This window comes from Paraburkholderia terrae, assembly GCF_002902925.1.
GTDB lineage: Bacteria > Pseudomonadota > Gammaproteobacteria > Burkholderiales > Burkholderiaceae > Paraburkholderia > Paraburkholderia terrae.
Genome location: NZ_CP026113.1, coordinates 647,616 through 660,743, shown reverse-complemented (window position 1 = coordinate 660,743; position 13,128 = coordinate 647,616). Strand labels below are relative to the sequence as shown.

Below are 13,128 nucleotides of genomic sequence, written 5' to 3'. Positions count from 1 at the left end.
AAGCAGGCCGGGTAGCGGCGCGCGTTTCGTTAGACGACCAAACACCAAATTGAGCCTATCGTTGCGCGTTCCACAGTTTTGCAGTCAAGCCCGAATGGCAAAGCTAACGAAGTAGTTTTCGTTTCAAGGCGTCAACGTCCGTTCCGCGAACTTACGGAAGCTAACCAGCCCGTATCCGTGCCCATCAGAACATCCGAGCTACGCCCCGTTGGCTTCAACCTGATTTTCTTGCCGCGAGAGGTAGCCAGTCTGCTGGATGTTCGATGCTGCGAAGAAAGGCGTCCAGAGCGCCTCTGGAAAGCGATACGCTCGCATTGTTCTCGAGTGGGTGAAACAGAAAGATTTCTTCTTCGGTCAATTCGGCATCAATGACAAGTCGCACCCGTTTGGCTTCGTCATTGACCAGCGCAAGTGGGCTCAACGCGCCCGTACGTATACCCAGTAGCTCGAAGAGCGTATCCGCAGACGCAAACGACAGGCGTTTGCTGTCGATTGTTTCAGTGATACCAGCCAGATATAGCGACTTGGTGGCGGTTGTTACGATCAGAAAGTAGTGCCCCTTCTTATCCTGCAGGAGCAGGTTCTTGCAACGAGCCCCTACGGCTGAAAGTGTCAACATTGCGGACTCTGCCATGTTGTGTACCGGGTCGTGTTCCTCGCAAGAAAATGGAATCTCCCGATCTTCAAGAAGCTTCAATACTTCGTCTTTTCCTGGCATGCTGTCGTTCGCGTTGTTCCAGAAACAGACCGGCCCCAGAACCATTTCAGAGCCGGTTTTCCATACACCATTGGGTCAGGCATCAAACACAGGATACGATGCCTTGCGGATAGCGGCGATCGTGTCGTCCGGTGAAAGCAATCCGGACTCGTCCAGAATAGCGACCATAGAGCGACCCTCGGCCACCGATTGCCGTGCGAGCTTGCTAACGCGAGCATAGCCAATCCTGGGAACAAGCGCTGTCGCGACAGCCATCGACTCCATCAGATGCTTCTCGTTGCGTGCCACGTCAGCCTCGATGCCCTTCACACACTTTTCGCCAAAGCGCTGAATGCCGTTGGTCAGCAACGCGATACTGTCGAAAACGCGAGAAGCAACAACGGGCTCGAAGTGATTGATTTCCAGTTCGCCGTACTGAACCGCCTGAGCAACGGCGACGTCATTTCCAACGACCGCGAAGCTCAACTGGATCATCGCCATCGGCAGGACGGGATTGACCTTGCCCGGCATGATCGACGAGCCAGCCTGTGCCTCCGGCAGTTTCAGTTCCGCAAGGCCGCCGACAGGACCGGATGACAGCACGGTCAGGTCGGAAGCGATCTTTGCGAGCGACACCGCGCAAGTGCGAAGTTCGGCGGAGACGCGCGAGAACACGTCCATGTTCTGCATGGCGTCGAATGGATTTGCCGGCGCCCGATAGTCGACACCGGTCACGCTCTGGAGATGCGCGTACACCGCCGCGCGATAACCTGCTGGAGCACCGAAGCCAGTCCCGATAGCCGTACCGCCTAGCGGAAGCGTGCGAAGCTTTTCGCGCACCGCGGCAAGCTCTTCTGCCAGGCGTTCTGTCAGGGATGCGTAGCCGCCAAAGAGCTGGCCGAGACGCATCGGCTGGGCATCCTGCAGGCAGGTCCGGCCCAGATGTAAAACGTCCGCGAACTCCGTGGCCTTGCTGTTGAAAAGTACCGCGAGTTGCGTAACCGCCCTGATAAGCGGCCCGAGCATCGCATACGTGGCAATCTTCAAGGCGGCAGGATACGCATCGTTCGTCGATTGGGAACGGTTGACATGGTCATTCGGATGAACGACCTCGTAAGACCCAGCAGCGTGACCCAGGACCTGCTGGGCGCGATTCGCGATGACCTCGTTGAAATTCATATTGGTCGACGTGCCACCCGAACCTTCCATAAGGTCGACCACAAATGAGGCGTCGAATCGCCCCTCGATGACTTCCTTGCAAGCTGCAACGATGGCTTCACATTGCTGGTTGGTGATGACTTCGTTGTCGCGATTGGCCAATGCCGCAGCCCATTTGACCTGCGCAAAGGCGTCTCGAAACTCGGGATAATGGGCGATGTTCAGCGGCGAAACCGTGAGGTTGTCGACCCCACGAACAGTATTCACGCCGTACAGTTTGTCGCCGGGAATGGTGACCTCACCAACATAGTCACGTTCAATGCGAACTTCGCCCTGTGCAAGCTTATTCATGAAGATTCCTTCCGCCAACGGTGATAAGTTTTTCAATGCCCCCGTCGAGCGCTGTCAGTCTCGGCAGGAACGATGTCTCGATAACTTCGCGCGCTGTCTCGCAAGCGTCGTCGAAAAAAACGTTGTATTCGTCCCGGCGCGCCACGAGGTACAGTGAGCGCTCCAGGCCTAAGTTCTCGACTACATGCGTGGCAACGTTGCCCGCATGCGTCACGCCCTGAAGAAGGCACATCGGTGATGTAATGGCCCAACCGATTCCTTCTGCCACCATCGAGGTCAGAGCATCGGCGTTGTCCAGTTCGAGCCTGTTCGGTGCGCGTATCTCGATGCGCCGGAGGTACCGTTCGATCTGCATGCCCACCTGAGACGTCCGGTTGAACCTGACTATGGGCAAGCTGTGAATCAGCGTGCGCAAGTCGTCGATGGTCTTCACGGGCGTTCCGAGGCTTTTCGGCGTTATCACGAAGTACCGCTCGGAGAACAGCCGGTATCGGACAACGTCATTGGCATCTATCAGCGGATCGCTCGTGACGATCAGATCGAGGTCCCGGCGCAAGAGGGCTTCTCCCTGTTGAGGACTCAGACCCGTGCGAATCGACAACTGCGACACCTTTCCCAGCAGCTTCTTCGTAAACACCGAACCGCATGTAGACGCAAAGGAATCAACCAGTCCGATGCGCAAGTCCGGTTTGATGCCTCGTCCCGCTTCGACCACTTGCGCCTTGAGATTGGCGATCTCTTCGCTCAGCACTGCGCCCCGGTTTCTCAGCGCAATGCCAAAGGGCGTCAGCGCCATCGGTCGCGTCGTCCGGTTGACCAGCACGACACCCAGTTCGTCTTCGAGTTGCCGGATGATTTGCGACACGCCCGACTGGGATATGCCCATCCTTGTCGCTGCGGCAGACATGCTGCCCTCTTCTGCGACAGCGACGAAGACCTGTACAGCATGCATATCAATGGGTTTGTTCGACGGCATGTCGTTTCCTGGTGTGAGAGTCCTGGCAAATGTTCTCGCAACCGCCCCGCCGCCGGCACCCAAGGTCATCAGAGGCCAGTTTTCCTGCCACCAGACGCAGCGGTCGCGAAAGTTGCGTCATGATGCCCTGCAGCCTCTACCTGGTCCTCGGCGACACTGTCCGACTTCACGTCGGAAAGGTTCTCGTTGCCCGTTTCGGGTGCCATGAAGTGGCAGAACACGCCACCAAAGAGCAGAACCGCGACGCAGACACCCAGCGCTGCGTGAATGCCGACCTGCTGAACCGCGATCGGCAGCAGGAACGTGCTGATGGCCGAACCAAAGCGGCTCGATGCGACCGCAAGGCCAACGCCTGACGCGCGAAGGTGCGTCGGGAAGAGCTCGGGCGGATAGACAAATTCGAGGTTCGCCGCTGCCGAGAGGATGCACGCGAAGAGGCCGAAGACCAGCATCGTACCGATGGGCCCGAAGTTGGCGTAAGTCAGCACCGCCAGGCCGAGCGCCGCAAGATAGAAAGTTCCGAGGAGGAACGTACGGCGGGATAACCTGTCGATCAGCAGCAAGCCGATCACAGCGCCAACGAGAAGCAGGATGTTGTAGACGAGCCCTCCGACGAACTTGTCTTTGACGTGCAGAGCTTCAAGGACTTTCGGGGCGAAGGTGCCCAACGCGAAGTAAGGAATGACCTGGCAGGTGTAGAAGACACAGCCGACCAACGTGTTTCTGCGCCACCGGGGCGAGAACAGCTGCGACCAGGCACCCTTTTGTTGCTGCGGTGCCCCTGTCGTTATCGAGAGCGTGACTTCGGGTCCGAATCTGCGACGAACAATGGCAAGCGCTTCGTCGCCGCGACCGCGTTTCATCAGCCACATCGGCGATTCGGGAACGATCAGGCGGAACGGGAGAATAAGCAGTGCGGGAACGCCGCTCGCAGCGAGCATGATCCGCCAGGCATCAGGCCCAATGTCGCGCATGGCGAAGCCAGCGAGGTACACACCGACATAGCCCGCCGCCCACGCTGCTGCGAGCACGCTCAGCAGACGGCCACGATACCGGCGGGGCGAGTACTCGGTCACGAGGGACTTACTCACCACGTAATCGGCACCGAGAATGAACCCGAGCAACAGCCGCAAGACGAGCAACTGCGAAGGTGACGTCACAAAATACTGCGCAGCAGAGACGATTGCGAAGAGCAGCATGTCGTACGCGAAAATCGTCCGACGGCCGTATTTGTCCGCCACGGGACCGGCCAGCATGCTGCCGAAGAACAGGCCTGCAAGCGAGGCCGCGCCGAGCAGTCCCATCCATATCGCGTCGAGATGCAGCGGCCCAGCTGCCATGCTGACCGCGATGCCGATGATGCCGAGAACGAAACCATCACTGAATTGCCCGCCCGTTCCACTGAACGCAACCCCGATGTGAAATGGGCGCAACGGCAAGTCTTCGAGTAGTACCTGTTTGCTCACAATCGTCTCCAATCTCTAGTGTGGTGTTCATGTCGATGCACCTTGGAGACCAGTGTAGAGCGCCCACTTCAAGAAAACAGCAGGTGACGAAGCAGTATCAAACATTCTAATACTACCTCGCATTAGGACTGAAAACAGGCGATTCCCGGTGGTGGGCCGGGTGTACGAACGGGAAACGGCCGGAACTGAGGCGGAACCGGCCTGTGCAACCGGAACGCGCGTCCAGCCTGAGACGACGAAACGGGCGCGGCGACGTGATTGCGTCGCCGCGCCCTCGAACGCTTAAGACGGGTGAAGCATCACCTGCACACGCCCCGGGTTATTCGTCACCGTGAGCGCGAACATCAAAAAGATTCGGGCTTTAACCAGGCGCTACTCGCGACCCCGAGCAGTCATTGGCCCTACAACGACGAGGACCACTTCCGCGCGTCACGATGGTCGTGCAGAAGGCGCTCTTGCGCGATGTCAGCAACTATGGACGCCTGGTCTAGCGTCCGCTTGAGACTCACCCATAGCGCTGGTTTGATAAGCCGTTGGCTAAAACTTGTGACGCAAGGCAGCGCGGATCGCAAGTTGATGATTGTTCGATGAGTCACCGAGATTGCCAATATCAGCGACGGCAGGCGCGCCAGTCGACGATGTGCCTGATGCGCGTTGCCAGGCGCCTTCGATATAGAGGTCTGTTCGCTTCGAAAGAAGGTAGTCCGCCATCAGCATCGCCTGGTTGTAGTGCTGATTGCCAACTGTCTGGCCCGCAGTGGTGTGGACCGATTCACCCTTCAGGTAGTCATACGCAGCACTGAAACTCAGTGCCGGCGTAGCGAGCCATTTCACCGCGAAGTCGACGTTATTGAAGTGTGCAGCAGAGCCTGCGAGTACACCACCAAGACCGGCATATTGGGTGTTGGACCAGGAAGTCGTAAGGTTGACCGGGCCGATTGCATATCCTGCACCGACCACCGCGGTTTGATATGCCGAGGCGCTGGCGTAACCCTTGTTGAGCGACTGCGATAGCTGCGACGCGCCGTTTGCATTTCCTGTAAAAAAGCCTGCTCCTGCAGTGGTTGACGTCGGATTCTTGAAGTATTCGAATGCGCCACCAAAGGTAAATGGCCCATTCGCGTAGCTGACACCAACGGAATAGCCGCTATTCGCCGTGCCATCGCCAGGTACGCCGCCCACGCTATATTCGCCGCCTACGCTCAGGCCGCGATATACAGGGCTCATGTAGCGAATCGAATTGTTGACGCGCAGCGAATTACCCGTGTTATCCAGATCGCCTGGATGAAGAAAGATTGCCGTGCCGGCCTGGGAGCCTTGGGTCGTCACGGGTTGCGCGAAGTACAGCACCATGTCGTATTGCCGGCCGAACGTGAGCGAGCCGAACAGGTCGCTGCGCAAGCCGACAAACGCCTGTCTCCCGAGGAACGTGCCGCCCTGCGCAGACTGACCATTGTTGATGTTCAGCCCGGGCTCCAGAGTGAAGATCGCCTGCAAGCCACTTCCCAGGTCTTCCACACCTGTGAAGCCGAAGCGGCTACCGTTGATGCCGCTTGTCGAATCGAGGAAGATCTTCTTTCCGCCGGTGGGTCCGCCGACGTTGTTGAGGAACATCACACCTTCATCGAGGATGCCGTACAGCGTCACCTTGCTTTGCGCGTGCGCGGCCGCTGAATACATGCCGACCATGCCGACAATGGCGCATATCCTTATTCCAGATCTCATTTTTCGGATTTTATTTATCAGGCATGCGAATTAAATGGATTTCACACTGAACAAAAAATGCAGGCGAAATAGCGGTTGGCGATGACTTCCGCGCTGTGGCGAAAGCAATCCGGTTATCAATCGTCTGGCAGGGTAACGACCGCGCCGCTGGCCGCGGCAGTGTGTACAGCCATCGTGGCCTGGAGTGTGCGCAAGCCGTCGAGTGCCGAGCACACGGGTGCTTCCGCCCCGTCGATCACCGCCCGAAAATGGCGAAGCTGTTCCGTGTAGGGGCAACCCGCGTGTAGCGCTGTCCGCTCCGCCGTCAACGGATCGTGCCATCCCTTGCCGGTGCGATACTCCCAGACTTCGAGCCGCGGCAGCGTGAGAGAAGCATCCGTACCGCAAAGGTAATGGGAGTTCACGTCCTGTTGAGGAAACCGCTCGACCTCTCCGGCAGCGAGATCGTAGTTCCATGGCGCCGCCGTCGTGTCGCTTACGCTGACCGTCGCGAGTGCGCCATTCTTGAACTTCAGCACAACTGCCGCCGTGTCCTCCACTTCGAATCCACGCGTCTCGTTTGACGTGACAGCCTGGAGGCTTTGCACATCACCAAAGAGATGCCTGAGCAGGTCGATGTCGTGAATCAGGTTGATGAGGATCGGGCCGCCGCCTTTCGTTCGCCGCCACGCAGTATCGAAGTATTCGTCCGGCTTGAGCCATGTACACAATACGGTCGCGCTGACGGGCCTGCCCAGCCGGCCCGATGCGACGATCTCACGCGCGCGGCGCACGATCGGATTGTGGCGGCGCTGGTGACCCACGAGAACCGGCACCTTGTATTCCTGGGACGCGTCGCGGATACGACGCGCGTCTTCGACCGTGTGCGCAATCGGTTTCTCAACGATCACCGCGATACCGCGCTCGATGCAGTCCACTGCGATGGCACCGTGCGTCACATTTGGCGTGGCGATCACGACACCCTTGGGCTTGACGGTGTCGAGCATCGAACGGTAATCCGCAAACCACGGCACGTTGTATGAGGCAGCCATCTGCCTTGCCGTTTCGCTGGGATCGGCGATGGCCGCGAGGCACACCTCGTTATGGTTTGCGGCGAGGTCAATATGTACCTTGCCAATGAGTCCGGCGCCGATGACGGCTATGGGTAATTTGTTCATGATTCACACTTGCGGTTATTTCGTTGATGAGTCTCAGCGGCACTGCGTGTCAGTGCGGTTTTCATATGCTTGCTGTATCAGGTCCTTCGAAGATTGGAACGCCAGCCTCAGGCGTTCCGATGCAGGCAGCGTCTTGAACGGCATTTCCGCGCTGATGGCGATGTCGTCGGGTAGTGAACGCAAGAGATCGACAAGCGGTAGTACACCTTGTCCGGGTGGCAGTCGACCCTCACGTGCCTCCCGAATCGTCGCGTCGTCGCCGATGGGCGCAGTGGCGGGAGCGTCGCAGATCTGAACGGCGCGCAGTTGGGAGGCCGGAAACCCACGCAGTTCGGCCGGCATGCTTCCCGAGCGTGCCAGGTGGAGTGCGTCGACGAGCAAGGCGCCGTTGGGTCGGGCCGCGGCGTCGAGCACGCGGCGCGCCGAACCGATATTGTTGACGTGGCGCCAGCGCATCGGCTCGAGGTCGATTCTCAGGCAGAACTCCGCCGCGAGATCGCAGAGTCTGCCCAGATTGTCGGTCAGCCGCGAGAAGTCGCCATCGTCGCCCGATACGGTCACCGCTTTGGCGCCAAGACCAGCGGCAGCCTCGAACATCGCTGCGTACGACTGAACGTCGAGTTCGGGCACGATCGAAATGAATTCGACTTCTTGTACCTTCATGCCATGGTCGTCGAGCAGACGGACCAGTTCACGGTGTTCCTCCGTTCCCGCCTTCAGCGGATAGCACGGCATGCCTGGGGCGACGGGGTTCGTGCGGATGCCAACGGAGCTGAAGCCGGCGCGGGCGCTTTGCGCGATGAGCGCGGCGGGAGTCAGTTCGAGCGCTGTGAGGTGCGCCACGCCGATCTGAGGTTGTTTCATTGGATTGCTTCCTTCTTTTCGACAGAGCCGGAATCGAGTTCGATGCGCTTGATGTCGCCGACGACAAAGATGTAGCAAAGCGCGCCCACGAGAGTGATCGCGGAGACGAAAGCCAGTGCATACATGAACGAGCCCGTGGCGTTGACGATCAGGCCGATGACAAGCGGCGTGACAATCCCCGACGCATTCGCAAACAGATTGAAGATGCCGCCGCTCAGACCAAGCAGTCCCTTCGGCGCGATATCCGAGACGATCATCCAGGCCAGCGCGGACAGCCCTTGGGAGAAGTACGCAACACAGAGAATGGCAATCACCGCTGCCGTCGAATCGACGAAGTTGGCGAGCACGATCGTCGAGCCGGTTAGCAATCCTGCCGTCACGGGCAGCTTGCGCGCCCAGTTCAACGACATGCCCCGGCGCAGCATGGCATCGGAGATCCAACCACCGGCGAGCGTACCGACCGACGCCGCGATGAACGGGAGAACCGCCAGAACGCCGACCTTGAGCCACGGCATATGTCGCTCGGTGACGAGATAGGTCGGAAACCACGTGAGAAAGAAAACGTTGGTCGCATTGCTTGCGAACTGCGCGATGCAGATTCCAAGCATGCGGCGCTCCTTGAGGATGGCCGCCATATGGGACCACCTGAAGTACACATGAATCCGGCCGCTGCTCACCACGCCACCGCCCGCCTCGATGTGCTTGAGTTCGGCCTCATTCGCGCGGCGCGACTCGTGCGGTTCATTGAAGCGAGCGAGCCACACCCAACCGAACATGATGCCAAAGGCGCCGACGAGGCCAAACAGGGCACGCCAGCCGTATCGATGTTCAAGCCAGAAAAGCAGCGGACTCAGAAATGCGAGGCCCGCATATTCGGCGAACGTATACACGCCTGTTGCGCGTGCCCGTTCGCTTTGCGGAAACCAGGTAGCGACAACGCGGCTATTGGTCGGAAAGCACGGCGCTTCCGCCATGCCGACGAGCAGGCGGAGCATCAGTAGCGTGACAAACCCCAATGCGAGCCCTTGCAAGCCGGTGAATAGCGACCAGAGCGTCAGTGCGAAGAAATACGTCCATTTGGTTCCGATGCGATCGAGCAGGATGCCACCGGGAATCTGCGATGCAGTGTAAGTCCACGAAAACGCCGAGAAGATGACGCCCATTGTGGCGGGCGTGAGCCCAAGATCGTGGCTCATGCTCGGCGCGGCGATGCCTGCGACGCTGCGATCGAGATAGTTGATCATCGTGCCGACCGCTAGCAAACCGAGAATGCCGAAGCGGGCGCGCGAGCGCCGCGCCGTAACCGACGACGCGTCGGCGGCCTGAAGGCCTGAGGCGTATTTCATCGCTGTCTCCACCATTTGTTGACTTTTTGCCGCATCGTTCGCGACTGTGAAAACGATTCTATAGACAACACTTTTTGCATCAATACCAATGTCGTTGTCTCGGTATCAACGATCCGTTTACAATCGCCGCATGGATATCGATGACCTGAACGTGTTCTGCATTGCCGCGCGGCGCGCGAGCTTCGCGGCCGCCGCGAAAGAGCTGGGGACAACGCCCGCTCATGTCAGCAAGCGAATCGCCATTCTCGAAGCGGCGCTGTCGGTGCGTCTTTTTCATCGCACGACGCGGCGCGTGGTGATTACGTCCGACGGTGAAATTGCCTTCGAATGGGCGCGGCGCATCCTCGAAGACGTTGCATCGATGACGGAGACGTTGCAAACCACGAAGGGCGAACTGTCGGGCCTGCTTCGTATCAGCACGAGCCTGCGTTTCGGGCGTCTACACGTCTCGCCCATTCTTTCGCTGCTGGGCGAGCGCTATCCGAAGCTGGACGTCTGGCTGGAAGTACTCGACAGGCGCACTGATCTCGTCAATGAAAACATCGACATCGATCTTCGATTCGGCGATCCTGTGCAACCGCAGTTGATCGCTCACCGCATAGCCAGCAACCGCCGCATCCTGGTTGCCGCGCCCAGCTATCTCAAGCGGCGAGGTGAGCCGAAACTGCTCGCTGATCTGGCGGAACATGAATGCCTGCTGTACCGGGAGCGGGAGCAGGCTTTCGGCACCTGGCGGCTGATGGGACCCAAAGGTGTCGAGGCGGTGAAGGTCACCAGCCGCTTCGGTTCCAATATGAGTGACGTCGTGCGGAACTGGTGTCTCGACGGTAAGGGAATCTGCCTGCTGTCGGTGTGGGACATCGCGGATGCGATTCGCGCAAGACGCGCCGTGCAAGTGCTGCCGCAGTACTGGGAGCCTGCCGATATCTGGGCGGTGTTGAGCACTCGATCCGTGAATTCTGCCAAGGTACGCGTCTGCCTCGATTTCCTGAAGGAACAGTTGAGCAGCGGTCCTCATGCACTTGATATGAATCTGGAGATCGGTGGCTGAAGGACCTGAAGGGAATGCTCAACGCAAAGCGCGTCCGCGTAGAGATCGGCGGTGACGTTATGCGGCAGCGGCTGGTGATCCATAAACCCAGGCGGTTGAGCCGGAGCCCGCCATGAAGCGTCATTCGCATGCACTGTCACTTACACATTCGGGCGAAGGCTCGAACGCGCTCGGCTTCTGCAACGTCAACAACGGCGACATGCCCTACTTCGCGGTAAGCGTCTAGTCATCCCATCTTGAGTTGCGTCAATCACCATCAGTGCTGCCGTCGTGGGGTTGACTCATGTATGGCCCATTCATCTGTCCATCTGTGGTGCGTGGCACCAATTTTCCAGACTCCGCGCATTTAGAACCTGAAGATCACATTCAGGCTCGGACCGCTGAACCGCAGCGTCTGCACGAGCTGATCGCCCGAGCCGTAGAACGCCAGATACCGATACGTCAGACTGACGTCGCCCCATTTCAGCGCGTAGCCGAGCCCGGTCATCGCCTGCCATGTGAACTTCGACGTTCCGGCGCCCAGGTCGAGATAGAACGGCACGTACCACCGGCCGTCGCCCGTGATCGACACGCGCCCCCGCACGCCCGCGAAGCCGTCGAAAATGTTCTGCACCTGCGATACGTCTAGTTGCGGATTCGCGCCCACACCGGTGCTCGTGGTCGAGACGGCTGTCGCGTCTAGCGTGCCCTTCACGCCGAGGTAGCGCATCCCCACGATCGCATCGACGTAACCCCACGACTGCCGAATCATTGTGCGCCCGCCGCCGATCTCGATCAGCGTGCCGCGAAAGCTTGTTTCGACGCTCTTCTGCGTTTCGCGTGGCCCGAACAGACCGTTCGTGGCGTTGACCGCACTCTCGTGGCGCCCGAAGTTCAGATAGATCCCGTCCGCGAAGAAACTCCAGTCGCCCTTGCGCGCTTCGCCTTGAATCATGAAAGCGAATTTGAGGTTCTGCAGATAATCGTATGGGCCCGTGGACGCATCGGCGCCGCCGCCAGGCAGCGAGAAGCGCATCGTGCCGTCCACGGATGGTAGCCACAGGTAGGGTGCCACCGCGAATTGCCAGTGGTCGTCCACCTCGCTTCGCGTCGGCGCAGCGTCCGACGCCTGTGCGAACGTCGCGACGAATGTCAGGGCGGCGATGTATCCGCAGTATCCGCGCATGAAGGGAGTCTCCTCTGCTTCCATTCGTATGAACGCGCCCCCCGGTCGACCCAGCTTCCACTCTGATGAATGCGCTGCCGCATATGCAGAAAGCGTGAGTCAACGGGCCTCGATTTCGTTTTCGAGCGTCCGGCCTTCCTCGAATGCCGTTGCGCTTTGAAGCGTCGTTTCGCAGATCGTGGTCAGCGCTTCCCGCGTGAGAAACGCCTGATGCCCCGTCACGATTACATTAGGAAAAGAGACCAGCCGCTGGATGATGTCGTCCGCGATCACGACGCTCGACAGATCCCTGAAGAACAGGTTTGCCTCCTGCTCGTAGACGTCGATCGCCACACCGCCCAACTGACCCGTTTTAAGGGCTTCGATGACGGCCTTCGTATCGATCAGCGCGCCACGGCTCGTGTTGATCAGCAACGCTCCCGGCTTGGCGCGCGACAGCGTTTCGGCGTTGATGATGTGGTGCGTCGCCGGCGTCAGCGGGCAGTGCAGCGAAATGACGTCCGCTCTCTCCCCGATCTCGCCGGGGGCCGCGTAACGCGTGCCCAGCGCTTCGAACTCCCGCGACGGCACCGGATCGTACCCGATCACTTCACAGCCGAAGCCGAGCATGATCTTCGCGAACACACGACCGATCTTGCCGGTGCCAACGACGGCGACCGTCTTGCCCGTCAGGTCGAAACCGATCAGGCCATCTAGCGAATAATTCGAATCCCGCGTCCGGTTGTACGCGCGATGGATTTTCCGGTTGATCGCGAGCAGCAGTGCCACCGCATGTTCCGCGACGGAGTTCGGCGAATAGTCGACCACCCGAACCACTTTCATCCCGAGACGGGCCGCCGTCTCAAGATCGACGTTATTGAAGCCGGTGCAGCGCAGCGCCACGAGCCGCGTGCCGCCTTGCTGCAGCGCTTCCAGCACCTGGGCGTCCGCGCGATCGTTGACGAAAATGCAGACAGCGGGATAGCCGCTCGCGAGGCCTGTTGATTCGGCCGTCAACGGCACCTCGAAGAAATTCAGCGTGTGATGCCCGTTGGCGTTGGCCTCGACGAGGTAGCGGCGCTCGTAGGGCGTCGAGCTGAAAACGGCGATCTCCATGGCGTGCCTCCAGTCTCCGGATAATCACGATAAATGCCCGAACCACGGTGCGCATTACCTGCGCACGGGCGGTTGAG

At 59.4% G+C, this 13,128-nt stretch carries 11 protein-coding genes; 1 reads left to right on the top strand and 10 read right to left on the bottom strand.

The window, feature by feature from the left end; translation table 11 throughout:
- Window positions 1-214: 214 nt before the first annotated feature.
- The 8 genes from C2L65_RS32760 to C2L65_RS32725 all read right to left on the bottom strand — a co-directional run bounded on the left by C2L65_RS32760 (window position 215) and on the right by C2L65_RS32725 (window position 9,740).
- Window positions 215-763 carry a prolyl-tRNA synthetase associated domain-containing protein gene (locus tag C2L65_RS32760; RefSeq protein ID WP_052426846.1) on the bottom strand — a complete coding sequence of 183 codons (549 nt, stop codon included), beginning with the start codon at window positions 761-763 and terminating at the stop codon, window positions 215-217.
- 30 nt (window positions 764-793) lie between these two features.
- Window positions 794-2,206 (bottom strand): aspartate ammonia-lyase, encoded by a 1,413-nt coding sequence (locus C2L65_RS32755; RefSeq protein ID WP_042306026.1) that lies wholly within the window; start codon window positions 2,204-2,206, stop codon window positions 794-796.
- Complete coding sequence (locus tag C2L65_RS32750) at window positions 2,199-3,182, bottom strand: LysR family transcriptional regulator (RefSeq protein WP_042306027.1); 984 nt, start codon at window positions 3,180-3,182, stop codon at window positions 2,199-2,201. Before C2L65_RS32750 ends, C2L65_RS32755 begins: the two co-directional genes overlap by 8 nt.
- Before the next feature lie 68 nt (window positions 3,183-3,250).
- Complete coding sequence (locus C2L65_RS32745) at window positions 3,251-4,621, bottom strand: MFS transporter (RefSeq protein WP_208647230.1); 1,371 nt, start codon at window positions 4,619-4,621, stop codon at window positions 3,251-3,253.
- 564 nt (window positions 4,622-5,185) lie between these two features.
- A complete protein-coding gene (locus C2L65_RS32740; RefSeq protein WP_042306028.1) occupies window positions 5,186-6,373 on the bottom strand; it encodes a porin in 1,188 nt (395 codons plus the stop codon).
- Window positions 6,374-6,489: 116 nt separating this feature from the next.
- Window positions 6,490-7,530, bottom strand: coding sequence for a Gfo/Idh/MocA family protein (locus C2L65_RS32735; RefSeq protein ID WP_042306029.1), 1,041 nt, complete (start codon window positions 7,528-7,530; stop codon window positions 6,490-6,492).
- A gap of 33 nt (window positions 7,531-7,563) precedes the next feature.
- The gene (locus C2L65_RS32730; protein ID WP_042306030.1) at window positions 7,564-8,394 is read right to left on the bottom strand and encodes a sugar phosphate isomerase/epimerase family protein; all 831 of its coding nucleotides are present in this window, start codon (window positions 8,392-8,394) and stop codon (window positions 7,564-7,566) included.
- On the bottom strand, window positions 8,391-9,740 hold the full coding sequence (locus tag C2L65_RS32725) for an MFS transporter (RefSeq protein WP_042306107.1): 1,350 nt from the start codon (window positions 9,738-9,740) through the stop codon (window positions 8,391-8,393). Before C2L65_RS32725 ends, C2L65_RS32730 begins: the two co-directional genes overlap by 4 nt.
- A 130-nt stretch (window positions 9,741-9,870) precedes the next feature.
- On the opposite strand from C2L65_RS32725, the gene C2L65_RS32720 reads away from it, so the two are divergent.
- Window positions 9,871-10,791 (top strand): LysR substrate-binding domain-containing protein, encoded by a 921-nt coding sequence (locus C2L65_RS32720; protein ID WP_042306031.1) that lies wholly within the window; start codon window positions 9,871-9,873, stop codon window positions 10,789-10,791.
- Window positions 10,792-11,137: 346 nt separating this feature from the next.
- Here the strand turns inward: C2L65_RS32720 and C2L65_RS32715 are convergent, their stop codons facing one another.
- Both C2L65_RS32715 and C2L65_RS32710 read right to left on the bottom strand, forming a co-directional pair.
- Entirely contained in the window at window positions 11,138-11,956 is an 819-nt protein-coding gene (locus tag C2L65_RS32715) for a hypothetical protein (protein ID WP_052426847.1), read from the bottom strand.
- A 99-nt stretch (window positions 11,957-12,055) separates the two neighbouring features.
- A complete protein-coding gene (locus C2L65_RS32710; protein WP_042306033.1) occupies window positions 12,056-13,051 on the bottom strand; it encodes a 2-hydroxyacid dehydrogenase in 996 nt (331 codons plus the stop codon).
- Window positions 13,052-13,128: the final 77 nt, after the last annotated feature.